The organism is Mobiluncus mulieris, assembly GCF_014204735.1.
Taxonomy (GTDB): Bacteria; Actinomycetota; Actinomycetes; order Actinomycetales; family Actinomycetaceae; genus Mobiluncus; species Mobiluncus mulieris.
In genome coordinates, this window is the sequence record NZ_JACHMA010000001.1 from 1,987,387 (window position 1) to 2,010,877 (window position 23,491).

Sequence of the window (23,491 nt, forward strand, 5' to 3'; positions counted from 1 at the left end):
TGGGCGGCTAGTCTACCAGCAGTTTTCGTGTCAGAATCAGGTTTAGCACCGCTTGCGAGCTGGTGGTGGCGTGGGGCGATTTTTGGATGGCCACGGCGCAGTTCTTCGCTCCGGCGAGAGGTTCATCCAGGTTCGGATAGTTCCGCATGGCCTCGTCTAGCTGACCTTCAAGAGAGTCCGTCACCCTGCCGATTTGCTCGATTTGGGTGGAAACCTGGTTCAAGGCCATGGACACCAGGGTGATGGCGTGTTGCAAGGCGCCCGCGCTGTCCTGGGGGCTCGCCAAGCTGATACCTTTGATACCGTCGCCCCCGTGAGCCAAAAATTCGGCCAGGTTATACAGTTTTGCCCCACCAATCGCCGCTTTGATAACTTTGCCTCCTGGCAGCGATACCGGGAATTCAGTGCCATCCAAGAGGTTCTTGCCTTCATATTTCGCGTCCAACAGGGATTCTTGCAGCCGCTTCAGACCGGCTTCCAAATCTGACTGAGTGGCGGTGTTGTGGCCGGTGACGATTTTCCCGATTCGTCCCAAGTGTTCAATCAGTTCATACAGGACGTGCCCGGCTTTTTGCAAGGCCCCCAGGGAATTCTGGGCTTCCGCGAGACAGCGGCGGGCTTCTTGAATCTGGTTTTGCTCTAAACGGGATTGAATCAGTAATACATCAGCCTGGCGGCATCGGGGGAAAGTCCGCAGCAAGTCCAGGCGCCGCGCCGTCCGCGCTTTCGCTGCTTCCCGCGCTAACAGTCGCGATGAAGCCGCACTGGATCGGATGCCCATTTGCTTTCCCCCCTTTCTTTCCTGAAAGCTGTGAATTTTGGGTTTACCCAGGCCAGCTAGCTTTCGGCTCAATCCTGTCACCCTTTCACGGTTCAAATCTGTTCGTTCAATGATAGCATCCTGAATGATTCCTGGGAGTGGTTTAATGGGGATTATGGCTAAAAAGATTGCTGATGACCAGGGATACGCCGCGCTTTGTGCATACATTTCAGCGATAGCGGCGGGGACGCTTGCGGGGAATAGTCCGCACGACGCGAACGAAGCGGGTACTTCGGGTGCCGTGCCCCGGAATACGGTGGCGATGGCGGTGCGGTGGACGCTCCAGGTGCTGGCCGAGCGGGCTCCCGGGCATGCGGTCGAGGTTCGGGTGCCGCCTTTCGGGGCGGTTCAGGTTATGGCTGGCACCGCGCATCGGCGGGGCACTCCCCCGGCGGTGGTTGAGATGTCGCCCTCGACTTGGCTCGCTTTGGCGGTGGGTCGCCTTTGTTGGGCGGATGCATTAGGTGCCAACCAAATCAGCGCTTCGGGGGAACGGGCGGACTTGTCCGAATTATTACCCTTGAATCAAGATTATGGACACATAAGCCAATTAACACAATAGCACGAAACGCATGACCTCAGGTCACAGGCTTATCTTGACGTCAAGATATCTGCTTTTCGCCCTTATATGCCCATCGCTTAAAGCTACGACAACAACCGCAACGCCGACGAAGCGGCCGTGTTAGCTTGGGCACGATACGCCACGCGGGCGGAATTAAGAATACTGTCCTTGGCCTGTGCCGCAAGATGCGCGGCAGTCTCGGGTTTACCTTGAACCTCAGGACTCATCAGGGGGGAACTGTGGGTCATGGCTTCCACGGCGGATTCAGCCGCCTGGGTCAAACCGGTGCGAACCTGCGAGACGGCACTGCGGGCAATATCAATCCCTTTGCCAATGGCCTCGCCCTGTATCGGGTTCAAGTGCGCCCCGTGAGCCGCCAGGAACCCCGCAAATCCCTTCAACCCCAGGCCTTCGGTGGTGAAGCCTTTACCATTGGGCAGGGTCGCGTCAATCGTTACTTTGGTTTCGCCCGCTACCGAAAAGGTAGCGCGGAACTTCCCGTCCAGGGTTTGGTGTCCAGCAAAGGATTCCTCGGTGGCGATTTTATCCAAGAAATCGGCGAGTTTCCCGAATTGTCCCGCTAGTTCCCGCCGGTGCGAGGCACTCAGACTGCCGGGGTTGTTCAAGGTAGAGACGATTTGTCCCATTCCGCCCAGCACCAGTTCGGTTTTACTCAGGGAATCGTTGACCGCATTGGCGGTGGTAACCGCCGCCTGAGCAGTTTGCGCATGAAGGTTCGCGCGCGAAACCTCGGCTCGGGTAGAGGAAGTAGGGGAAACCGAAACCTCGTCGCCGGCTCCGTCTATCTTGATGGGGCGACCGGTGCTGGCCACGGTGCGCCCGACGAGCGGCGCAACTCCCTTGGACGAGCTAAGCGCCCCGGCCTGAGCGGAAGCGGGTTTTTGGTAGGTGGTGGGCTTGAAGTTGGGGCGCGTCGCAACGGCATTAGACCAGGGATTGGCCAGGGTATTCGACTGGTAGAGTCCCAAGCCGTTTAGCTGCATAATCTGCGCTCCTTAATGCTAACCGCCCTCGGGCATCTGTCACATCAGACACATGCCCGCTCACACTAGGCTATTCTACGATGCCACTCCTCATAATAATAGAAACAAAACGCACTTGTCTTGACATTTAAGGGGAATTTCGGCTAGCACCTCATGAACCCGCACGTCCGAGCCGTCAAACAGCTTAGGCGCGTCGAATCCGTTGTCACGGTACTCTCAGCGGCGCACTTACTTGCACCGCCGCCGCAGCCGCAGCCGGCTCGGACAGCAAAAACGCCGGGGCATCAAACCCTGCCGAGGCGAAAGTCCCCGCCACCTCTTGTACCACCGGCTCAACCGCTTCCTGTTTGACCAAGGCAATCGCGCAACCACCGAAGCCGCCGCCCGTCATGCGCGCCCCATACGCCCCGGCCTGACGCGCCGCTTCGACCGCCGTGTCCAACTCGGCACAGGTTACCTGGTAGTCATAGCGTAAGGATTCATGAGACGCATTCATCAAATCACCCAGCACTTCGGGGTTCCATGCCCCCCGCAATTCCGCCACAAAATCCCGGGTGCGTTGGATTTCAGTCAACACGTGCCTGGTGCACCGATGCACCTCGGCGGCAGTGGGGGAATCACCCAACGCGGTGTGCAGACGCGAGAGGATTTCCGCAAACTTTGCGGGGCTGCCAACAGCCGAAGCCCTCGGGATGCCACCCGGCGAGTCGAGCCCGGTGGACATGGCTGGCGACGATGCTTTCACCCCTGAATCCGCTAGCAAATCCCCCAAAAATTCGACCCCCAAGGCGGCGGCCGCCACCTCGCAACTGTGGCGGCGTTTCGCGTATTGACCGTCAGCCAAGTCATGATGCGCCTTGGTGTCAATCACCAGCAGTTCCAAACCCCGCGCGGCCAAATCAAACTCGACCGGTTCGGCATCAAGCGTGCGGCAATCTAGCAAAATGACATGCCCCGGGGAACATAACAGCGCCGCTGCCTGATCTAGACCCCCAGTGGGTGCCCCCACATAGAAATTTTCGGCGCGTCGCCCCGCGTCAAGCAAAACATGACGTCCCGCAACCGTGTCGGACAGCCCTAAAGTCAACAGGTCATCAACTCCCACCGCCACGGCGCATTCCAACGCCGCCGAGGAAGACAAGCCCGCCCCCAACGGCACGCAGGAATCAATCGCCACGTCAAAACCCGGGAATTCCCCCACGCGATTCAGGACGTCCTCTAGCCCCAGAACCGTTCCCCCGACGTACGCCCCCGGTCCGGTGAACACCCGCGAACCGTCGTCTCGGCTGGCATCGGTCAGGGATTGCGATAATTCATCCAAATCCAGGTCTATCGGCTGGCTCATCTGGGCAGACACCACGCGCATCCGCCGGTCAGAACGCGGACGCATCGCGGCGTAGGTCGCGTGCGGCAAGGCTAAAGGCAGCGCCACCCCACCGTTATAGTCCGTGTGCTCCCCGATTACGTTCACCCGCCCCGGCGCACGGTAAGTTCCAGCGGGTTTATCCGCAAAGGCCAGGTGGAACAGTTTCGCGGCTCGGGTAGCCCCTTCATGAGGTGCATACGGCACAGCGAACTGCGGGTCAAGGACAGTGTTCATACCTATTTCCAATCGATTGGACCGTTAAGACCGCGAAAAGCCCCGAGTTTCACGCATTCTTGGGCGGCTTCGCGGGTACGGGCGGCAATCAATTCCGGCGTGGTATCCGAAATCCAAGCTCCCATGCCAGATTCCGAGCCGGCCAAGTATTTCAGTTTCCCCGGTGCCCGCTGGAACGAGAAGAATTCGTTGTGCAATCCCAACAACTGGCGTCCATCCGCCTCTAAGATGGGAGCCTGGTGCCAGGCGGAAATATAGTTAACCGCAAGATATTCCCCCGCAGCATCACGGTGGAAGTGATTGGCTACAATCAGCATCCGCAGGTAAATATCAGCCAAGGCCGCGCGCTGGTGTTCATCCAGTTCCGGGAAATCCGCCACGATTTGCTTTGGTACCAAGTGGAATTCTATCGGCCAGCGGGCGGCGACGGGCACATACCACACCCAGTATTCATTTTCGGCAATCATACGGGTAGCGGCGTTGATTTCGGCCTCGCGTACCGACTTAATCAGATTCACCCGCCGGTTTCCGGTTCTTTCCACCAAGGCTTTAGCTTGACGCAGCATCGCCTCGGTTTTCGGGGTCAAATAAGGATAGGCATAGATTTGTCCGTGGGGATGGGATAGGGTCACCCCAATGTCTTGGCCATGGTTTTCAAAAACAAAAACTTGTTTGATTTGCGGCAGCTCCGACAGCGCAGCGGTGCGATCCGCCCAAGCTTCGATAACGGTACGCATCCGTCCCGGTCCCATTTCCACCAGATTCGTGTGCAAGTCTGAGCCAAAGCACACCACTTCACAGCGCCCGTTGGCGGGGGCTTCCAGGAAAAGCGGTTCGTCATCTACTTGGTGTGGGCTTGGCACAACCGCTGCGGTTTCAGGGGTTTCCATCAGGGATGGGAAACGATTTTCGAACACCACTACGTCATAGTCTGTATCGGGAATCTCTCCGTCTTGGTACTTTGCCCCCGGACGGGCTGGTCCCAGTGGGTTGGCATCGGCTGGTGGTAAGAAGGTGCGGTTCATCCGATGGGATGCCATCGGAATCCAGTCGCCAGTCAGCGGATCGCGGCGCATCACCGGTCCGGTGACAGGATGGCCGTCGACAGGTTCGAAACGATCCGGCAGGGGGCGCGGGTCATCGAGTCGACGTGTTTTCTGGCCGGTCACATACGGTTCAGAATCATCGAAATAAAACAGGTCACGGCCATCGGCGAGTTTCATTGCAGTCTTACGCACAATAATATTAATCCCTCCATCCACCTGAGGTAGCCTGGGTATATCCTAGCTTTTCCGCCCGCTTTTTCGCACTGTTTTCCCATGTTAGGTAAGAATTACCCTATACCACACCAGCCCCCACGCGGCTGTGACCTGCGATAATACCGGTCTTATGTCCGCTTTTCGCGGGCTGTGAAACTTTACCGAACACTAAGTGTATGGACACATAAGGTCAATAAAACTTGGTATGTCACTTACTTAAAAGCCCCCTGACCTGGGATTTCACCCACGGCGAGCCGGTCGGAATTGGCTTAGGTGTCCATACTCCCGGCACGGCACTAGACTAAGTCCATGAACTTCAACAACATTTACACCCATGGTATCGCGCGCGTCGGTGCCGCTACCTTCGAAGTCACTCTGGGCGACCCCCAGGTCAATGCTGGCAAAATAATCGAGTTGGCGCGTGCCGCTGCCACCGCCCACGTCGCGGTGCTGGTGTTTCCGCGCGACTGCCTGGCGGGAGCCACCGTGGGAGACTGGGGAGGCAACACTTCGGTCACCACAGCTACAGGCGCGGCTTTACGCCAGATTGCTCAAGAAACCAAGGATTTAGGGCTGTTACTGGTGCTCGGCGCGCGGCTGGCCGGCCAGTCGCGCGCCCTGTTCATCACCGACGGGACGGTGCACGATGCCGCAGAATCACCCCTTGGTTTCACCGCCTCTAATCTGGCGGGACTACGGGTATTGCCGCTGGTGGGCGAGGATTTGTTGGGGTCTTATGCGGCGCTAGCGACTCGGGTATCGACATCCGGTTCTGGCTCGATTCTGCCCGATAAATCAGCGTCTAGTGAATCTGACATGGTGGCCGGGACACCACTTCCGACTGCCCCCACGCTGTTGGTACAGCTAGCAGCTCCAGTGCGCACGGTTGGTGCCTTGCGTCGGCTGCACCGCGCGGCGCGGGAACTCTCGCGTTCGACCGGAACAGCGGTGGTGGTAGCGGCGGGTTCACGAGGCGAATCCTCTACCGATAGCACTCCCCTAGCGGCGGGCTTTGTCTCTTGTAACGGTTCAGTGCTAGCCGCCGAAGAACATCTGGGAACGGCCGGTCTGACCTTGGCTGATGTGGTGCTGCCAGAACTCTTGGCAACTCGTGGCGACACGGCCTGGGATTATCCCTTTGGGGGTAACAGCGAGAATTTCCGGGTTGACGTGGATTTGGATGCCAAGATTCCCCTGTTAGAGCCACCCGCCCAACGGCCCTTGGTTCCGGGTTCGGCCAGGCGGTATCGCGCAGAGTTGCGCGAGGCTTTCGAGGTTCAAGTCGCAGGTCTCATGAGGCGCTTGTCGGCCGTGCGGGATGCAAATATAGTTCTGGGTCTGTCCGGGGGTCTCGATTCCACCCTGGCTTTGCTGGTGGCCGTAGCCGCCAAGGCCGGGCGTTTCGAATCCCAAACCGGGCGCGAGGCCGGGGAGAGCCCCGTGGCCGGGCTGGCACCTCATGAAAACGAAACAATCCCCGCCAAGACGAGCCCCACCCCCGTCACCAGCGCGAACCCGGCAAACCTGAAATTGGCAACAAACGGCAACGCCGCAGACCAGACAGCCAACACCCCGGACGACTGGCGGCGGGCAATCCTGGCTTTTACCATGCCGGGCTTCGCCACCTCTGCTGGCACCAAAAATGCGGCGCTGCGCCTGGCCGAAGCGCTGGGCGTGGACTGCGAAACCATCGATATTCGCGCCACCGCCACCGAAATGCTGCGCACTATGGGGCATCCGGCCGGGTCGGGCGAGCCGGTCTATGACGTGACTTTCGAAAACATCCAGGCCGGGCTGCGAGCCGACTACCTGTTCCGCCTGGCGAACCAGCGCGGCGGATTCGTGCTGGGCACCGGCGATTTGTCCGAGGCGGCGCTGGGCTGGTGCACCTACGGGGTGGGCGACCACATGAGCCACTACGGGGTCAACGGCGGGGTGCCAAAATCCATGATGCCCGACCTGATTCGCGTCGCGGCGCGGGTGCTCTGCGAGCGGGGGCTGGTGGGCGACGAAGCTCGGCTTCATGAGGTGCTAGCCGAGGTTATCAGCGCCGATATCACCCCCGAGCTGATTCCGGATCACGCGGACGCGGGCGGGGTGGAACAACACCAAACCACCGAAGGCGCGATTGGACCCTACCTGCTGCATGACTTTTTCCTGTACCACACCCTGCGGGGCGCCAATCCACGCCTGGTGGCTTTCCTGGCGGTGGCGGCCTTTACCCGGCAGGCGGCGGGCGGTGACGCGGCGGGAGCCCTCCCCGCCTCACCGACCGGTGGTTCCGCTAGCCCAACGGATGAAAACCACCCGGTAAACTCCGAAGTGAACCGCTATTTCAGCCGCGAGGAAATCCTGGAGTGGCTGCGGGTATTCTATCGGCGTTTCTTGACTCAGCAGTTCAAACGCACCGCAATGGTGGCCGGCCCGGTTATCTGGGAGGGCATGTCTTTGTCACCTAGAACCGGCTTCCATTTCCCCGCCGACCTGTCCCCCGAAACCGCGCTGGCCGAACTTGGCGACCTGTAGCGCGTGAACGCCTCTTAACCATCCGTCAAAACCTGGTACAGACCAATGGTGTGAGCAAAGCGGGGGTGGCGCCACGCGCCACCCCCGCACAGTCTTTGTTTTCGTTGCTTGTTTAGCTTTGGCTTTGCCGTTTTGGCCGTTTTGGCTCGCGGCTGGTGTCTGGTGCTTTGCCGCTCGGTGCTCTGGGGTGGCACAAGCACCTCGTGAAGCCGAGGGGCACAGCTAGCGCTGGTTACGGCGACCGCGCAGATAGACCACCAGCAGGGCGATGAGCAAAACGACCAGGGCGACGAACAGCCAGTTCGGCACGCCGGAAAGCAGGCGCGTCGCGCCGATTTCCAGGGCGACTTGCTGTTCGACACTCAGAACCGAGATTGACAGGGCACCACCGCCGAAGAAAATCATGATGACACCCAGGAACATCAAGACGATGCCGGAGATAACCGAGCCGCGGGTGGTGGGGCGACCGAAAACCGTGATGGGGCGTGGGCGGACGAGGTTTTTGGGGATGCGATCCCAGAAGAAAGCCAGAATCGCGACGGGGGTGTACATGCCGGCGGCGAAGCACAGCATGATGAAGAATCCGACGATGGGGCTGCCGCCGCTGACGACATAGACGGAAATTGCGCCGGTGATGTGCCCGGCACAGCCGGTGGAGGCCAGGCCATAGGCCAGACCGAGCAGGAATACCGCTAGGGGCGAGGTCTTGTCGCGAGGGGCGTGCTGGCGGGCGGCGCGCGCGGCGCGGCGTTTTTCAGGTTCCAGGGCGTAGGCGATTTCTTGCCAGGAGGGAGCGGGGAGAGCCAAGGCCTGCCACAGGCCAAAGATTATAACCGCGATGCCGCACCACAGGGTGATGGTGGCGCGACTGGCGGCGAGTTGCGCGCCGATTGCACCCAAGGCTACGCCCAGCGGCAGCAACCCGGCCAGGAGCCCCACGAAGAAAACGAGGATTCGTGACAGCAAGGTACGGCGTGACGCGAAAGCGTAGGCGAAGAACGAGGGGATCAGCAGGGCCGAACACGGCGAGAATAGCGTTAGAACGCCGCCGGCATAGGCTACCGCTAGTGGTAGCGCATCCATTTTATTCCTCCTGTAAAGTGGATATTCCAGAACATGAATAGCATAGCACCGGGCGCCAACGCGCTGGTCGCGAGGTTGGCGCGAGCCGTAATATCTAGCTTAGGACATCCTAAGGAATCGCGGGATTCAATGCGTGGCCAAGTATTTTTGGTACTTGATAGTGTTCGCGAAATATTCCGTGGGGTAGGCTCCGGAGATAACCGAGTCGCCAACAATGAAGAACGGCGTGCCATTGATGCCGAGTCGGCGAGCCGAGCGACTTTCGTCTTGCATTTGTTTTTCGGTTTCGTCACTGGTCAAATCGGTTTTGAATTTCTCGATATCGGGCACGCCAGCTGCTTTAGCCATTTCAGTCACAGATTCTTTGGTGTACTCGGCATGGTTGCCTTCCCCGGCCGCCCCATAGGCAGCATGGACAAATTCCCAAAGCTTGCCTTGCTTCCCGGCCGCGATAGCCCCGTGGGCGGCGATGTCCGAACGGTATTGTTCAGCAAAAATCACCAGGTTCACCCACTGCAGTTTCACGTCCCCGGCGGCCGCGAGTTCCTCGAGGGCAGGCAAAGTTTGCTGTTCCCAGCGGGTACACATGGGACAAGAGAAGTCGCTCATCACCGTCAAGGTGACGGGTGCCGAGTCCTTACCGAGAGTACGGGTGGGGGCGTCCAGATCCTTTTGGGTTTGTTTCAAGGCTTTCCGGCCGTTTTCCTCGCTGAGGGGAAGGGCGAAGTCCTGGCCGGGAGCCAGTCCGGTTTCCGCGACAAAAGCGGCGAGTTGTTTGGAACCCCCGGTTTTTGCGTCGCTGCTGGTAGCTCCGATTTTCCCCGCGCCGGCGTGATCCGCGCCGTTGCCGACGCTAGCGCGTCCCAGGAAGAACGCTATAACCAGCAACACCAGCACTATCAGTGTGGCCAGGGCGCGCATGGTGGCAACATTGGCCGCCGAGCGGGTGGCAGTGCCGGTTACGTCGGGAGTAAAGCTCGCGTCGGTTCCGTTCGCGGCGCCCATTTCATGAGGTGCCATTTCATCGCGGGAGTTATTCTTCTTTTTCGCCATTAATCCTCCAGGAGTCTCTTACCTGAAACACTATAGCTGAGTTGCTAAATCTACGCGGAATTAAGGCTCGCCCCTCATGAACCCGAAATGGCAACCTAGGCAACCCGAAACCAAGCCTAGCCAGCATTGATACAATGGCAGAAACTCCCTAAACAACTTAGGAAGGCGAAACATGCTTGAGAAGAACTGGCACAAAGACGCGGCGCTGCTCTACGTGATAGTGAACGAAGAAATGGCCTCAAAGGTCATCACCCAGGCCAAACGCCACGGCATTCGCGGCGCCACCGTGATGCTGGGGCGCGGCACCATCAAGAACAAATGGCTGAACCTAATCGGAGTTGTGGATTCCCGCAAGGAAATCGTGATTATGGGGACGGACACAAAAACCGCCCGGGAAGTGATGGCACACCTGAGCGCGCATTTCCACTTCGAGAAACCCAACCGGGGTATCGCCTTCGCCACCGCCATGCAGGGCATGGTCGGCACCGAAGCCGGCAAAAACTGGCCGGAAGCCACCGCGCGACCCCCCGCCGACTGGCAGCTGGTTACCACGATTGTGGAACGCGGCCTCGCCGAGGAAGTCCTCGCCGCCGCAGGACAGGCCGGTTCTCGGGGCGGCACCGTAATCCCCGGGCGCGGCTCGGGCGTAAACCAGACCCAGCAGGTGCTCGGCATGGAGATAGAACCCGAAAAGGACATTGTGTTGATGCTGGTGCCCGCCAAGATTGCCCCGGCGGTAGAGGAAGCGATTGACCAGCGCCTGGATTTGGAAAAACCGAATCACGGGATTCTGTTTACCCAAGATATCATCGCCGTGACCGGCCTGTATCAACCGAGTCAGCCCACCACCCCAGGAAGCGCCTCATGAACGCGCTAAGCGCGAAACTGAAAGAAACAACCCTCTCGGTCGTCCCCATCGCGGTGGTCGTCCTGTTGTTGCACCTGACTTTAGTGCCACTACCGGGCATGATGCTGCCGCGTTTCGCCCTGGGCGCGGTCACCGTGATTCTGGGGCTGTCGCTGTTTTTACTGGGGGTCGACGTGGGCATCGCCCCGCTGGGGCGGGTGATTGCCAACCAGGTCGTGAAATCGGGGCGTTTCACCGTGGTAATGGGGGTGACGTTCGTGTTGGGATTCCTGTTGACCATGGCGGAACCCGATATTCTGATTTACGCCGCCCAGGTCAACAACTTGACCGGCGGGGTGGTCAGTTCCCTGCTGTTGATGGTGGTGGTGTCCCTGGGTCTAGCGGTGATGCTGTGTGTGGGAATGGTGCGGATTTTGCGGATGTGGCGGCTGAAAACCGTGCTGGTTTTGGCCTACGGGCTGGTGGTGGTTTTAGCGCTGGTAGCCCCGGCAGAATATTTGGCGATAGCCTTTGATGCCTCCGGGGCGACCACCGGGCCGTTGACCGTGCCGGTGGTATTGGCGCTAGCCGCCGGGGTCGCCGCGATGAAACGCGATGCTCGCGGCGGCCAAGGCGCCGCCTTCGGGCTGGTAGCGATTGCCTGCGTGGGGGCGATTGTCGCCCTCCAGTTGACAGCTATTGTCTTACCCCTGGGGGATTTGCCCGCCAGTGTCCCCGCCGTTCGCCCCGATACGACCCGGATTATCGAACCGCTCTTGGCGCATCTGCCGCATGAGGCGCAAGCCGTGTTCCTGGCTTTAATCCCCCTGGTGGCCTTGTTCCTGATAGGGGACGTGGCCTCGTTTCGTCTGCCGCGCGCCACACGGGCACGGATTCTAAGTGGCATCGTCATGACCTTCCTGGGATTGACGCTGTTTTTGACCGGGGCAAACGGCGGATTCATGGATGTGGGTCGCCTGGTCGGCTCGCAACTGGCCAAGCACGGGCACCCGGCCGTGCTGCTGGGGGTGGCTTTCGCCCTGGGGTTCCTGGCGGTGCTGGCCGAACCCGCCGTACACGTGTTGACCGAGCAAGTCCAAGACGTGACCTCGGGTTCGGTGCGGCGCACTACAGTGATGGGCGCGATGGCGTTGGGCGTGGGGCTGGCCGTGATGCTCTCGACCCTGCGCCTGGTGGTGGCCGGCCTGGAATTGTGGCACCTGCTGACGGCGGGCTACATTTTGGCTCTGGGGCTGACATTTCTTAGCTCCGAGCTGTTCGGGGGACTCGCCTTTGACGGGGGCGGGGTCGCCCCCGGACCCATGGTCACCACTTTTGTACTGGCTTTCGCTCAGGGTGGAGCCACCGGCAGCCCCGGGGCGGATCCGGTGGTGGATGGGCTGGGACTGATTTCCATGGTGGCATTAATGCCCCCAATCGCGATTCAACTGCTGGGGATTTTGTTCTCGGCGCGAGCGCGGATGCGAACAAACCTGCGCAAACCCCGGGAAGCGCCTCATGAAAGCGACACACCCGGTAACCCCGACAGCCAAGGCAACCCCGACGACCAGGATAACCAAAACAAACCCAACCCCTCCACCCCGGAAGGAAAATAACTCATGCACCAAGTAATCCTGACAATAGTGGAAAAAGGCCGCGCCGAAGCGGTAATCGACGCGGCCGTGAAAGCCGGGTCGCACGGCGGGAGCATCATCAACGCGCGCGGCTCGGGGGTGCATGAAACCGCGAGCCTGTTCGGGTTCAGTGTCGAGCCGGAAAAGGAACTGGTGCTGATTTTGGCCGAAGATACCCGCGTACGCGACATTGTCGCCCAGATTTCAACGGATTTGCGCCTCGACGAACCGGGCAACGGCATTGTTTTCGTCCAGGATTTAGCGCGAGTGCGTGGACTATACCAAGCAAACGGGTAGGCTTAAGGCGTGAGCACAAACCAGGAAACACAGCGCGTATTCATCGGGAAACTGGGCGGCACCACCGTGTTCGACCCCATCGGCGACCCGGTGGGCAAAGTCTATGACGTGGTGGTCTTGCTGCATCGACGCACTCCCCTGGCAATCGGCCTGGTGGTGGAAGTCACCCGGACACACCGGGTGTTTGTGCCGATAACCCGGGTCACCTCGATGAAACCCGACGCAGTAATCACCACCGGGCTGGTGAACCTGCGGCGTTTCCAGGCGCGCCCCCTAGAGACCTGTGTTATCAGCGAGCTTTTAGACCGCGAAGTCAATTTTGCGGATGGTTCGGGGCGGGGACAGGTGATGGATATTGCCATCGAACAGCAACGCGACGGCACCTGGCTGGTGACCCGGGTACACGTCGCCCGCCTGGTGCGCGGGGCTTTCCGCGACCGGCTGGGCGAAAGCCTGACCGTTGATTTGGCGGCGATTCAAGGCCTGGGAGTGCGCGGCACAGACCAGGCCGCCGACACTTTGCTGGCCAACCTGGGGGAAATGAAACCCCCGGATATGGCCGAAGCCCTGCACGATTTGCCGGAAACCCGCATGGTGGAAGTCGCCGCCCAGTTGCCCGACGGGCGCCTGGCCGACGTACTCGAAGAACTGGAGGAACACGACCAGGTCAAGATTGTTTCTTCCCTGGAACCGGAACGTGTCGCGGATGTTCTAGACGTGATGCAACCCGACGATGCGGCCGACCTGGTGGCTGAGTTGCCCCGGAAACTGGCCGCTGACCTGTTGGAGCTAATGGAACCAGAGGAAGCCAAGGACGTGCGCCGCCTGCTGGCCTATGACGAAGAAACCGCCGGCGGTTTGATGACCACCGAGCCAGTGGTGCTGGCTCCTGATGACTCCGTGGCTACCATGCTGGCTCATGTGCAACGCCGCGACATCCCCCCCGCCCTGGCCGCAATGGCCATGATATGCCGCCCACCCCTAGAGACCCCCACTGGGAAATTCATCGGGGTAGTGCACCTGCAACGCGCCCTGCGCGAGCCGCCCAACACCCAGTTGGGAAACATTATCGACACCGACCTGGAAGGTGTCACCCCAGACAAGACGGTGGACTATTTGACCCGAACCTTGGCGACCTATAACTTGACGGTGCTGCCGGTGGTGGGTCCCAACACCGGGTCACTGCTGGGCGCGGTTTCCGTCGATGACGTGCTAGATCACTTGCTGCCCGAGGACTGGCGTTGGGATGATCGCGCGGCGGTCGAAGCCGCTGCCGTCGCGGAAGCCGAGGCCGCAGCGGAGGCCGATGGGGCAAACGGCGAAGATGTGGCGGCACTGTTGGCCTCGGATGACGCAGAAGGTGCGAACGCCAGCCCCAGCGGCGAAACGGGAGGAGGACAATGACAAAATCACTGGAAACCCCCAGCGAAGGGCGACGTGGCTGGTTCGGGAGGCGGCAACGCACCCGCAGCCGTACCCAACTGGGTGCCCAAGACCGCTCGCTGTTCACGCGCTTCGCCGAGGCCACCGCGCGGTTCATGGGCACCTCGAAGTTTATTCTGTGGATGACCGTGTTCGTAGTGGTATGGATTGTGGCCAACCTGGGGTTGAGCACCTGGATGGGCACGCATAACCCTTGGGATCCGTATCCGTTTATTTTGCTGAATCTGGCGTTTTCCACCCAGGCGTCCTATGCCGCGCCGCTGATTATGTTCGCCCAAAACCGCCAGGACGACCGCGACCGGGTTATCGCCGAACAAGACCGCCAGCAGGCCGCCCGCACCCTGGCTGATACCGAGTATTTGACCCGTGAAATCGCCGCGCTGCGCCTGGCGGTCTCTGAGTTGGCGACCCGGGATTTTGTGCGCTCCGAGTTGCGGGATTTGCTGGCCGACCTGGAGTCGCGCGAAGTAATTCCGCCGGCTAACGATTCTGGCACGGACGTTTAGCTGCGCCGCACGGCTATCTGGTACAGGGCGATGTTACGTTTGTGCCAAATTCACGAGGTGCTTGCCCGAATTTCGGGTTGTAAACCAGAAATTTCCCCCTGGTATCAGTGCGTGTTTAGCTACGCCGGTATCAGGTAGGCTTTCAGTGCGTCTTGAATAACTTCAAAGTCGCCCTTGCCCTGTTCGCGAGCTTTTGCCTGCAAGCGTTCGTACAAAAACGCCGGCAGGAAATCAACCAGACCCGGCCCAAAGGAGCCTTTCGCGTGTTGCAACCGCGCTTCACTCCAGCCGACCTCGAAATCATCGGCTAGCTGCTGTAACTGTGCTTCACTCAAACTCATAGCAAATACCCCCTGACAGGCATCGGTACCTGTTGCAAATACTTCTTTCGGGCTTTCATCGCGTGAATAATCAACCAGTCTTCGCTGTCAAATACGCCGCCGACTTCCAAAGCCCGAGCTTTGGAATCGTATCCGAGCCTAATGACTTTGGGCGGTTCTTGAACCTCGACAATCTGCCAAACATAATTATCCCAGGCGCACAAAATATCAGCATCGGTAAAACCGTGCTTATACGCGCTCGGAATAATCTTTGACATACCAAGATTTTAGCAAGGTTTTGGCTCGGTATCGGCAGTTAACGCCGCACGGCTATCTGGTACAGGGCGATGCCGGTGGCGACCGCCGCGTTCAGTGATTCCATGCGCGGGGCAATCGGAATCGAGACGATTTGGTCGCAAGTGTCGCGCACCAGGCGGGAAATCCCCCGCCCTTCCGACCCGGTCACGACCACCAGCGGCACGTCGGTCAGCTGCAGGTCGGGCAGCGCCACGTCCCCGCCCCCGTCCAGGCCAATAACAAAGGCCCCAGCGCGTTTAAGGTCTTGCAGCGCCCGGGTCAGGTTTGTGGCCTGAGCCACCGGCACAATCGCGGCCGCCCCGGCGCTGACCTTCCAGGCGGCGGCGTTCACCGAGGCCGCGCGGTGTTCGGGGATAATCACGCCATCTGCCCCAAAGGCTGCGGCCGAGCGCAGCACGGCGCCGAGGTTGTGCGGGTCGGTGATCTGGTCGAGGGCGACCAACAGCGGCGGGTGGGTGGGGGGCTTGGTCGCCACGGTTTCATGAGGCGCCAGGTCAGATTTTGGTGTTTCGCCCAGAACCCCGGATGGCACCTCATGAACGGCGGGCGAAACGACGGCGCAACCAGCTGAGGCGGCGCGACCAGCGGCCTCGGCACGCGCCACCGCCAAATCCCACAGTTCCATCACGTCTAAGTACTGGTAGGCGCAGAGCTCAGCGGCGATACCCTGGTGGACTCCACCCTCCGTGAGGCGATCCAGGTCCGCAGCCGAACATTCCCGCAGGGGCACCCCGCTGGCCGAAGCACGTTCCACCACCTTGGCCAGTTTGGGGTCTTTCATAATGGTCGAAGCCACAAACAAGCGCTTGAACGGCACCCCGGCCACAGCGGCCTCAGACACGGGATTGCGGCCGAATATCAGTTCTGCCCCGGCACGAGTATGCGGGCGATAGTGGTCTTTGGCGGCGGCTCGACTGCGCTGGGCATTAGTATGCGTGGCTTTCTTTTCGGCCGCAATCCGATCGCGGTAGGCCTGGTGGTAGGTGCGATCGGAGGCTTTCGGGGTGGGGCCTTTGCCTGCCAGTCGTTTGCGGCCGTGACCGCCGGTGCCTTTTTTCTTCATTCTGGCATTTTACCTGTTCTGACAACTCGTAGCTACACTTGCGGGCGCGACCGCTTGCGAGACGCCCAGTCGCTGCGTGGGTGCAACTCATGGTATGCGTCGCCCCGATAGGCACCGGTAAAACCCTCGATGCTAGACTGGTCTTATGAAACTCTACGATTCCGCCACTCACGCGGTGCGTGAATTTAAGCCCCTAAACACGGGGAAGGTCGGGCTGTATCTGTGTGGGCCGACTGTCCAGGGTGCCCCCCACCTGGGACACCTTAGGGCGGCCTTGGATTTTGACGTGCTGGTGCGCTGGCTGCGCCGCAGTGGCCTCGAGGTCACTTACGTGCGCAACGTGACGGATATCGACGATAAAATCCTGAAGAAATCCCGCGAACTGGGCGTGCCGTGGTGGGCGCTGGCCGCGCATTTCGAACGCGAGTTTGACTGGGCCTACCGGGCGCTCAACACGGTGCCCCCCGACGTAACCCCACATGCCACCGGGCATATTCCCCAGCAGATTGCCCTGGTGCAGCGCCTGCTCGACCGGGGTCACGCCTATGCCGACACGGCGGGAAACGTGTACTTCGCGGTGAAAAGTCTGCCGGATTACGGCTCACTTACCAACCAGCGCGTGGCTGACCTGGCCACCACCGAGGATGCCGCGCAAATCGATGCCGCAACTGAATCGGGCAAACGTGACCCCCGCGATTTTGCCTTGTGGAAGGCCGCGAAACCAGAGGAACCCGCCGATGCCGCCTGGGATGCCCCCTGGGGTCGGGGTCGGCCGGGTTGGCATCTGGAGTGCTCCGCCATGAGCCAAGCCTATCTGGGGGATACCTTTGACATTCACGGGGGCGGGCTGGATTTGCGTTTCCCCCACCACGAGAATGAACAAGCCCAGTCTCACGGCGCCGGCTGGGGCTTCGCTAGGCTGTGGATGCACAATGCCTGGCTGACCTTGAAGGGCGAAAAAATGTCGAAATCGGTGGGCAATGTGGTTGGGGTGCGCCGCCTGCTGGGAAAGTGGCCCGCGCCGGTGGTGCGTCTGGCGGTAATCGCCACGCATTACCGCACTAATCTGGAGTTTTCCGAGGACACCCTGGTGCAAGCCGCCGGTTTGTGGGACAAGTTCGCGGGTTTTGTTTCGGCCGTCCAATCCGCCGCTGGTTGCGCGGGGATGTCGAATTCACGAGGTGCCATCCCGGATAACGCCGTAAATTCGAGCAAGCCCCTCATGAATCCGGGGGAACCCGACCCGGTCCCCCCCGCCTCCGCGCCGCTCACAGACAAGTATGGCGATGAAAACCCGGATTTGGCGCGGCAAAGCGAACTCGCGGACGTGACGCTACCCGAAGATTTCGTGGCCGCCCTAGACGATGATTTGAATGTGCCCGGCGCGCTGCCCGCGCTGCACCGTGCCGTGAAAACCGGGCACAGCGCCTTGGCCAGCGGCGATACCGCCGCTGCGGCGGCGCAAGCCCTGCAGTTGCGAGCCATGTTGGATGTGCTCGGCCTTGACCCGGCCGATTCGGCTTGGGGTGCTTCCGACAGTGGTGCCAGCGCTGGAGCCGGGTCGAAAAACCGCAAAGACCCCAGCGTCGACTGCTTGAAATCCCTGGTAGCAGCGCTGTTGGAACAGCGCGGTGCGGCTAAACAGTCCCGGGATTGGGCGCGGGCTGATGCCCTGCGCGACCTGTTGGAAGCCAGTGGCCTGCAAATCACCGACACCCCCGCCGGGGCTACGTATCGCGTTAAATCTATTGCGGACACATAAACCTTTTGCTAAGGTAATAGGTTGGGCGAAATCCCAGGTCACAGCCTTATCTCTTTATCAAGCATTCTCAATAACTCGCTTATGTGTCCATCGTCAATGGGATACAATCTAGACGAAACTGTGACCCTTAAGGAGGATTCAATGACGAAACTGATAGAACAAGCCTTAAAAACCGCTACCCAAACCCGGGGCATCGAGTTCGGCCAAGGCGTATTGGATAAAACCGGCTCGCTGTTCACCCGGCTTTTCCCAGGCAAAAAAGCCTTGGTGATAGCCGACGAAAACACGTTTAAAGCCTGCGGGGAGCCGGTGTTGGCTTCGCTCCGGGCCGCCGGGGTAGAGTTGGCTGACCAACCCAAGATTTTCCCCGGATCCCCCACGCTTTACGCCGATTATGACACGACCTCGGTGGTGCGCGAATACGCCCGGCCTTTTGACGCGATTATCTGTTCCATTGGTTCTGGCACTTTGAATGATCACGCGAAACTGGCCTCTCATGAACTGGGACGTGAGTACCTGAACGTGTGCACGGCGGCCTCGGTGGATGGTTTCGCGGCTTTCGGCGCTTCGATTTCCCGCGATGGTTTCAAGATTACTCGTGATTGTGCCGCCCCGGCCGGTTTGGTGATGGACATTGACGTGCTATGCCAGGCTCCGTTGCGGCTAACCGCCACCGGATACGGGGACTTGATTGAAAAGGTTCCCGCCGGGGCGGACTGGATTCTCTCTGACGAACTCGGTATCGAGCCGATAGATGAATACGTGTGGAGCCTGGTGCAAGGTCCCCTTCTGGATTCCCTAGCCGACCCGGACGGCTGTCGCGCGGGTAAGGCAGAGGCCATCGCTAAATTAGGTGAAGGCCAAATCATGAGTGGCTTGGCGATGCAGGCACATAATTCTTCGCGTCCAGCCTCTGGTGCGGGACACCAGTTTTCACACACCTGGGAAATGGAAGGACATGGGCTGGATTGGGAACCGCCTTTGACTCACGGGTTTAAGGTCGGGATTGGAACCATTGCGTCTTGTGCCTTGTGGCAAGAGTTTTTGCGCCTGGACGTGAACGATTTTGACGTGGAACGCGCCGAGGCGGCCGTGAAAACCCCGGAATACCTAGAGGCGCGGGTTCGAGGTTGTTTCGACCCAATTATCGCCGAACAAGCCGTAAAACATGTGCTAAACAAGCGGGTGGAAGGCGCACAGCTGCGGGCTCGCATCGACTTGCTTAAAGAAAAATGGCCAACCATTAAGGAACGCTGCTCCTCGCAGCTACTTGACCCGCAAGACGTGTGGAATCGGCTGAAAGCCGTGGGAGCTCCCTACCATCCGGAAATGATTAAAATCGACTGGGATCGCTTCCGTACCACATATTTCAAGGCTCAAATGATTCGCAGCCGCTACACTATTTTGGATATTCTGACCGACCTGGGGGTTTTGGATCAAATGGTTTATCGTCTCTTTGGCCCCAAAGGTTTCTGGGGGCAACACCGCCACGCCGAATAAAGCCCTCGCCGGATAAAGCCGCTAGCCGAAAGACTCCCTCTTAGGTAATCCCGAATTGGGATTAGGAGGTTGTCGACACTGTAGCTGAAATTTATTTCAAGTCTGGGTACCTCTCCTGCTCGAAAGTGCAGGAGAGGTTTTTTATCCCAAAATTTGTCGTCCAATACGTCCTAATCAGGTAATATAGGATTTCCGTCGGGGTTGTTGAACGCCTCGATGAAACAAAATTGAATAACGCACAACTTAATATCGACATCGGGAACAACACGGTTCCTGGATACCAAATAAGACACGCGAACGTCACAGGTGACGTTCCCACTCGAATAGGTAGAAAATAATGACTCCAGACTTAGCAATGCAATTCGTGGAAAGTATCACGATTTTCGGTTTGATAGCCTCCATAGGCGGGGGCTTCTTTGGTGCCGCTATCGGCGCCAACAATGCCTTCGGATTTACCGGGATAGCGATTTTTGTAGCCTTCGCTATTGCCTACGCCACCGGTTCTGATGTTGGTTTCACTTATTTGGCCTTCGGGCCGGCTTTCGGGCCACACGTAGCTTTTGCCGGCGGCGTGGCGGCTTCGGCCTATGCGGCCGGAAAAAAGAAGCTCATGGCGGACACTGGCGGCGGCCGGGATATTAACCAGCCCCTAGCGGGTCTGGGACACCCCGACGTGCTACTGGTCGGGGCGGTCTTCGGTGTGGGCGGATACCTCCTGCAAAAGGGAATCGCCATGATTCCTTGGTTTGGAACCCATACCGATTCGGTGGCTTTAACCGTTTTCATTTCCGGCATCATTGCCCGGATTTGCTTCTCAAAAACCAAGCCCTTCGCGTGGGTCTCCAAACCAGAAGGCACCAAACGCTGGCTGGACTGGCAAGAAAAACCCTCCCAGTACCTCACCTTGGGGGCTTTTTCCGGTCTGTTCGGAGCGGGAATCGCTTTGACCTTGGCGCACTTCGCACACCACACTGCCGATAAAGGGATTGCTGACGTGATTATGGCCAACTCTCAGGCTCTGCCCTTCGCGTTGTCCGCCATCTGCATCTTTATCATCTGCTTCGGGATAAAAGTTCCGGTCACCCACCACATGACGATTATGGCGGCTTTGGCTGCGGTCAAGTTCCTGCCAGTCGTGGGCTACAACTTCTATGTGGCTCTGGTCATCGGAGTGGTATTCGGTATGATTGCGGCACTCGTGGCCGAGTTTATTGCCCATCTTTGCTACGACGGCGGTGACACCCACATTGATCCCCCCGCCGGAGCTATCTGGCCTACCACCACTATTATCCTCGGTTTGTCCTCGGTTCTGGGCTAAAAACCCAGCGCGGCAAATCCACAATCACCACTAACCATTCCGACACAAGGAGCCAATATGACCGAGCAGCAGGTGCCACTCAGATTCCCCACCAAATTCTATGATGCCTATATCTTCGATATGGACGGAACCATATATCTGGGTGACCACCTGCTGCCCGGTGCTAAAAGGATGATTGAACAGCTGCGCGCCCGCCACCTCCCCATCCGCTACCTGTCCAATAACCCCACCAAAGACCCCCAACTCTACGTCGAAAAACTTGAGAAACTGGGACTACCCACCGATATCTCCGAAGTCGCCAACACCGTAGTCACCATGACTAAGTGGCTACGGGAGCATCATCCCGAGGCCACGGTGTTCCCTATCGCGGAACCACCCCTGATTAACGCCTTTAAAACGGCGGGAATAAAGCTGTCTGAAGACCCCGCCGAAATCGACATTGTGGTGGCCTCCTATGACCGCACTTTTGACTATCGTAAACTCCAAATCGCCTTCGACGCTATCTGGTTTCACAAACGCGCCAAACTGGTCGCTACCAACCCCGACCGCTACTGTCCCTTCCCGGGAGGTCGCGGTGAACCCGACTGTGCCGCCATCATCGCCGCCATCGAAGCCTGTACCCAGTGTCAGTGCGAAATGGTGGTCGGTAAACCCAACCGGGAAATGCTGGTGGAAGCCCTGGCTGGCCTGGATGTGAAACTGGAAAACTGTCTGATGGTAGGCGACCGACTCGGCACTGATATCCAAATGGCGGTAAAGGCCGGTATAGACTCGGCGATGCCCCTGACCGGGGACTCCACCTGGCAAGAAGCCGAGGCTCTTGACCCCAAAGATCAGCCAACTTATTTACTTGACCGGGTGGACAGACTCATCCCGGTCGAAACCTGGAAAGAACTAGGGTGGATTGACAATTCATGACGCTAGCCCGGCTAGCACCTCATGAACCCCACCCCAAAACCACCATAAAAGAAAGGAAACATCGTGGTTTCACCTGGTTACGAAGGACCGTATCTGCTCGGAATCGACTATGGCACCGAATCGTGTCGCACCGCCATCTTTGACTTGCGCGGCAACTCCATGGGATTTGCCGCCACCCCGTACGAAACAAAATTCCCTCGACCCGGACAGGCCGAACAATCCCCCGACGACTGGTGGGAAGCTCTCAAAGCCTCGGTGTACCGAGTCCTCGACCAAACCGGGATTCCCGCCCGACACATCGCCGCCATCTGCGCCGATGCCACCACTATGACGGTGGTAGCCCTGGACAAAGAAGGCAATGCACTGCGCAACGCCATCATGTGGATGGACGTGCGCGCCACCGAGCAGGCCGCGCGCGGCGATGTTTTTGATCACTGGGCGAAACTGTACAACGGCGGGGGCACTATGCCAGTTACCGCCGAATGGTATCCGTTCAAAGCCGCGTGGCTCAAGGACAATGAGCCCGAGATTTACCGGGCGGCCTACCGGTTGGTCGATGCCCCGGACTGGATTACCTACAAACTGACCGGGCGGTGGACCGCGAACCTGAACACCGCCGCGATTCGCGCCTATTACAATCGCGACCACGGCGGATGGCCGGTGGAATTCTACGAGGCCGTGGGTTGCGGGGACGTGTTCGAAAAACTTCCCGAAGATGTCTTGCCCCTGGGACAACCCGTCGAGGGGCTTTCGGTGAAAGCCGCCACCGATTTGGGTCTAACCCCCGGAATTCCGGTGATTCAAGGCGGCGGGGATGCTTGGCACGGCCAAATCGGCCTCGGCGCGGTGGAACCCGGGTCGCTGGCGATTATCACCGGTTCCTCCCAGGTCATGAGTGGGCAAAGTTCAAATCCGATTTACGGCCAAGGCTTCATGGGCGGCTACACCGATGCGGTGGTGGAAGGCCAGTACACCGTCGAGGGATCCTCGGTGTCTTCCGGTTCAGTATTGAAGTGGTTCAAGGACAATTTCGCCCGTGACGTGGTGAATGCTACCGAACGCATTGGGCTGAACGCCTACGAAGTGATGGACAAGTCATGCGCTAATATCCCACCGGGCTCGGATGGTTTGATTGTCAACGAATACTTCCAGGGCAACCGTACGCCCTACACGGATTCCAAGGCGCGTGGCCTGGTGTGGGGGCTGTCCTTGTCGCACACCGCCGAGCATTTCTATCACGCAATTATGGAAGGCGTGGCCTACGGCACGGCTCACAATTTAAAGGCCATGACCGACGGCGGGTTCAAGCCTGAAAAGCTGGTGTACTGCGGGGGTGCCACCAAGTCGCGCGTGTGGATGCAGATGTATGCGGATGTCACCGGGATTCCTGCTACCTTAACCGAGGTCGGCGACGCGGTGGTACTGGGTTCGTGCATGTTGGCGGCGGTCGGCGTGAATCTCTATCCGACACTCGCGGATGCGGCACGCAACATGGTTCACGAATCCGACGTGATTGAACCGGATATGAATCGCCACGAGGAATACAAGTTCTTTGTCCAACAGTATATGGACGCGTGGCCGCAAATGGCCGAGTTGACGCACAAGACTGTGGATCACATTTCGTAACCGGTGCGGCTCGGCTCGGTGCCTCGGGTACT

21 protein-coding genes are annotated in these 23,491 nt (G+C 59.2%); 12 read left to right on the plus strand and 9 right to left on the minus strand.

Going from position 1 to position 23,491, the window contains the following annotated elements:
- Positions 1 to 7: 7 nt before the first annotated feature.
- Positions 8 to 781: a hypothetical protein gene (locus F4555_RS08790; RefSeq protein ID WP_248613787.1), complete on the minus strand. Its 774-nt coding sequence runs from the start codon at positions 779 to 781 to the stop codon at positions 8 to 10.
- A 145-nt stretch (positions 782 to 926) separates the two neighbouring features.
- Between F4555_RS08790 and F4555_RS08795 the strand changes: the two genes are divergently transcribed.
- Positions 927 to 1,382, plus strand: a complete 456-nt coding sequence (locus F4555_RS08795; protein ID WP_004014173.1) for a sterol carrier family protein — start codon at positions 927 to 929, stop codon at positions 1,380 to 1,382.
- Positions 1,383 to 1,465: 83 nt separating this feature from the next.
- Here the strand turns inward: F4555_RS08795 and F4555_RS08800 are convergent, their stop codons facing one another.
- The 3 genes from F4555_RS08800 to galT all read right to left on the minus strand — a co-directional run bounded on the left by F4555_RS08800 (position 1,466) and on the right by galT (position 5,248).
- Complete coding sequence (locus F4555_RS08800; RefSeq protein ID WP_004013779.1) at positions 1,466 to 2,386, minus strand: flagellin family protein; 921 nt, start codon at positions 2,384 to 2,386, stop codon at positions 1,466 to 1,468.
- 205 nt (positions 2,387 to 2,591) lie between these two features.
- Positions 2,592 to 3,986, minus strand: a complete 1,395-nt coding sequence (galK, locus tag F4555_RS08805; RefSeq protein ID WP_004013778.1) for a galactokinase — start codon at positions 3,984 to 3,986, stop codon at positions 2,592 to 2,594.
- Between the two features lie 2 nt (positions 3,987 to 3,988).
- Positions 3,989 to 5,248 (minus strand): galactose-1-phosphate uridylyltransferase, encoded by a 1,260-nt coding sequence (gene galT, locus F4555_RS08810; protein WP_004018331.1) that lies wholly within the window; start codon positions 5,246 to 5,248, stop codon positions 3,989 to 3,991.
- A gap of 306 nt (positions 5,249 to 5,554) precedes the next feature.
- Between galT and F4555_RS08815 the strand changes: the two genes are divergently transcribed.
- The gene (locus F4555_RS08815) at positions 5,555 to 7,771 is read left to right on the plus strand and encodes an NAD(+) synthase (RefSeq protein ID WP_115325769.1); all 2,217 of its coding nucleotides are present in this window, start codon (positions 5,555 to 5,557) and stop codon (positions 7,769 to 7,771) included.
- Between the two features lie 222 nt (positions 7,772 to 7,993).
- Here F4555_RS08815 and F4555_RS08820 read toward each other — a convergent pair whose 3' ends face one another.
- On the minus strand, positions 7,994 to 8,854 hold the full coding sequence (locus F4555_RS08820; RefSeq protein ID WP_115325768.1) for a cytochrome c biogenesis CcdA family protein: 861 nt from the start codon (positions 8,852 to 8,854) through the stop codon (positions 7,994 to 7,996).
- A gap of 126 nt (positions 8,855 to 8,980) precedes the next feature.
- Positions 8,981 to 9,907, minus strand: a complete 927-nt coding sequence (locus F4555_RS08825) for a DsbA family protein (protein WP_115325767.1) — start codon at positions 9,905 to 9,907, stop codon at positions 8,981 to 8,983.
- 172 nt (positions 9,908 to 10,079) lie between these two features.
- Here F4555_RS08825 and F4555_RS08830 point away from each other — a divergent pair, with 172 nt between their 5' ends.
- From F4555_RS08830 to F4555_RS08850, 5 genes are read left to right on the plus strand one after another with little or no spacing between them, the layout of a single operon-like run.
- Complete coding sequence (locus F4555_RS08830; RefSeq protein ID WP_115325766.1) at positions 10,080 to 10,775, plus strand: transcriptional regulator; 696 nt, start codon at positions 10,080 to 10,082, stop codon at positions 10,773 to 10,775.
- Positions 10,772 to 12,370 (plus strand): DUF1538 domain-containing protein, encoded by a 1,599-nt coding sequence (locus F4555_RS08835; RefSeq protein WP_115325765.1) that lies wholly within the window; start codon positions 10,772 to 10,774, stop codon positions 12,368 to 12,370. Before F4555_RS08830 ends, F4555_RS08835 begins: the two co-directional genes overlap by 4 nt.
- A gap of 3 nt (positions 12,371 to 12,373) precedes the next feature.
- A complete protein-coding gene (locus F4555_RS08840; protein ID WP_004013771.1) occupies positions 12,374 to 12,685 on the plus strand; it encodes a P-II family nitrogen regulator in 312 nt (103 codons plus the stop codon).
- 9 nt (positions 12,686 to 12,694) lie between these two features.
- Positions 12,695 to 14,089 (plus strand): magnesium transporter MgtE N-terminal domain-containing protein, encoded by a 1,395-nt coding sequence (locus tag F4555_RS08845; RefSeq protein ID WP_004013770.1) that lies wholly within the window; start codon positions 12,695 to 12,697, stop codon positions 14,087 to 14,089.
- Positions 14,086 to 14,634: a DUF1003 domain-containing protein gene (locus F4555_RS08850; RefSeq protein ID WP_115325764.1), complete on the plus strand. Its 549-nt coding sequence runs from the start codon at positions 14,086 to 14,088 to the stop codon at positions 14,632 to 14,634. Before F4555_RS08845 ends, F4555_RS08850 begins: the two co-directional genes overlap by 4 nt.
- 119 nt (positions 14,635 to 14,753) lie before the next feature.
- Here the strand turns inward: F4555_RS08850 and F4555_RS08855 are convergent, their stop codons facing one another.
- From F4555_RS08855 to rlmB, 3 genes are read right to left on the minus strand one after another with little or no spacing between them, the layout of a single operon-like run.
- Positions 14,754 to 14,975 (minus strand): hypothetical protein, encoded by a 222-nt coding sequence (locus F4555_RS08855; RefSeq protein WP_004013768.1) that lies wholly within the window; start codon positions 14,973 to 14,975, stop codon positions 14,754 to 14,756.
- Complete coding sequence (locus F4555_RS08860) at positions 14,972 to 15,232, minus strand: hypothetical protein (protein WP_004013767.1); 261 nt, start codon at positions 15,230 to 15,232, stop codon at positions 14,972 to 14,974. Before F4555_RS08860 ends, F4555_RS08855 begins: the two co-directional genes overlap by 4 nt.
- A 38-nt stretch (positions 15,233 to 15,270) precedes the next feature.
- The gene (gene rlmB / locus F4555_RS08865) at positions 15,271 to 16,335 is read right to left on the minus strand and encodes a 23S rRNA (guanosine(2251)-2'-O)-methyltransferase RlmB (RefSeq protein ID WP_115325763.1); all 1,065 of its coding nucleotides are present in this window, start codon (positions 16,333 to 16,335) and stop codon (positions 15,271 to 15,273) included.
- A 145-nt stretch (positions 16,336 to 16,480) separates the two neighbouring features.
- Here rlmB and cysS point away from each other — a divergent pair, with 145 nt between their 5' ends.
- The 5 genes from cysS to F4555_RS08890 all read left to right on the plus strand — a co-directional run bounded on the left by cysS (position 16,481) and on the right by F4555_RS08890 (position 23,459).
- Positions 16,481 to 18,097 carry a cysteine--tRNA ligase gene (cysS, locus tag F4555_RS08870; RefSeq protein WP_114989742.1) on the plus strand — a complete coding sequence of 539 codons (1,617 nt, stop codon included), beginning with the start codon at positions 16,481 to 16,483 and terminating at the stop codon, positions 18,095 to 18,097.
- Positions 18,098 to 18,193: 96 nt separating this feature from the next.
- The gene (locus tag F4555_RS08875; RefSeq protein WP_115325762.1) at positions 18,194 to 19,597 is read left to right on the plus strand and encodes a sn-glycerol-1-phosphate dehydrogenase; all 1,404 of its coding nucleotides are present in this window, start codon (positions 18,194 to 18,196) and stop codon (positions 19,595 to 19,597) included.
- Between the two features lie 337 nt (positions 19,598 to 19,934).
- A complete protein-coding gene (locus F4555_RS08880; RefSeq protein ID WP_004014162.1) occupies positions 19,935 to 20,915 on the plus strand; it encodes a DUF7973 family transport facilitator in 981 nt (326 codons plus the stop codon).
- Positions 20,916 to 20,972: 57 nt separating this feature from the next.
- Positions 20,973 to 21,833 (plus strand): HAD-IIA family hydrolase, encoded by an 861-nt coding sequence (locus tag F4555_RS08885; RefSeq protein ID WP_115325761.1) that lies wholly within the window; start codon positions 20,973 to 20,975, stop codon positions 21,831 to 21,833.
- A 63-nt stretch (positions 21,834 to 21,896) separates the two neighbouring features.
- Entirely contained in the window at positions 21,897 to 23,459 is a 1,563-nt protein-coding gene (locus F4555_RS08890) for an FGGY-family carbohydrate kinase (protein WP_004013761.1), read from the plus strand.
- The last annotated feature ends 32 nt before the right edge of the window (positions 23,460 to 23,491 follow it).

Excerpts from the sequence above, each read along its gene's own strand:
- F4555_RS08790 (WP_248613787.1), bottom strand. The coding sequence starts at position 781 with ATGGGCATCCGATCCAGTGCGGCTTCATCGCGACTGTTAGCGCGGGAA.
- F4555_RS08795 (WP_004014173.1), top strand. The coding sequence starts at position 927 with ATGGGGATTATGGCTAAAAAGATTGCTGATGACCAGGGATACGCCGCG.
- F4555_RS08800 (WP_004013779.1), bottom strand. The coding sequence starts at position 2,386 with ATGCAGCTAAACGGCTTGGGACTCTACCAGTCGAATACCCTGGCCAAT.
- galK (WP_004013778.1), bottom strand. The coding sequence starts at position 3,986 with ATGAACACTGTCCTTGACCCGCAGTTCGCTGTGCCGTATGCACCTCAT.
- F4555_RS08815 (WP_115325769.1), top strand. The coding sequence starts at position 5,555 with ATGAACTTCAACAACATTTACACCCATGGTATCGCGCGCGTCGGTGCC.
- F4555_RS08820 (WP_115325768.1), bottom strand. The coding sequence starts at position 8,854 with ATGGATGCGCTACCACTAGCGGTAGCCTATGCCGGCGGCGTTCTAACG.
- F4555_RS08825 (WP_115325767.1), bottom strand. The coding sequence starts at position 9,907 with ATGGCGAAAAAGAAGAATAACTCCCGCGATGAAATGGCACCTCATGAA.
- F4555_RS08830 (WP_115325766.1), top strand. The coding sequence starts at position 10,080 with ATGCTTGAGAAGAACTGGCACAAAGACGCGGCGCTGCTCTACGTGATA.
- F4555_RS08835 (WP_115325765.1), top strand. The coding sequence starts at position 10,772 with ATGAACGCGCTAAGCGCGAAACTGAAAGAAACAACCCTCTCGGTCGTC.
- F4555_RS08840 (WP_004013771.1), top strand. The coding sequence starts at position 12,374 with ATGCACCAAGTAATCCTGACAATAGTGGAAAAAGGCCGCGCCGAAGCG.
- F4555_RS08850 (WP_115325764.1), top strand. The coding sequence starts at position 14,086 with ATGACAAAATCACTGGAAACCCCCAGCGAAGGGCGACGTGGCTGGTTC.
- F4555_RS08855 (WP_004013768.1), bottom strand. The coding sequence starts at position 14,975 with ATGAGTTTGAGTGAAGCACAGTTACAGCAGCTAGCCGATGATTTCGAG.
- F4555_RS08860 (WP_004013767.1), bottom strand. The coding sequence starts at position 15,232 with ATGTCAAAGATTATTCCGAGCGCGTATAAGCACGGTTTTACCGATGCT.
- rlmB (WP_115325763.1), bottom strand. The coding sequence starts at position 16,335 with ATGAAGAAAAAAGGCACCGGCGGTCACGGCCGCAAACGACTGGCAGGC.
- cysS (WP_114989742.1), top strand. The coding sequence starts at position 16,481 with ATGAAACTCTACGATTCCGCCACTCACGCGGTGCGTGAATTTAAGCCC.
- F4555_RS08875 (WP_115325762.1), top strand. The coding sequence starts at position 18,194 with ATGGGATACAATCTAGACGAAACTGTGACCCTTAAGGAGGATTCAATG.
- F4555_RS08880 (WP_004014162.1), top strand. The coding sequence starts at position 19,935 with ATGACTCCAGACTTAGCAATGCAATTCGTGGAAAGTATCACGATTTTC.
- F4555_RS08885 (WP_115325761.1), top strand. The coding sequence starts at position 20,973 with ATGACCGAGCAGCAGGTGCCACTCAGATTCCCCACCAAATTCTATGAT.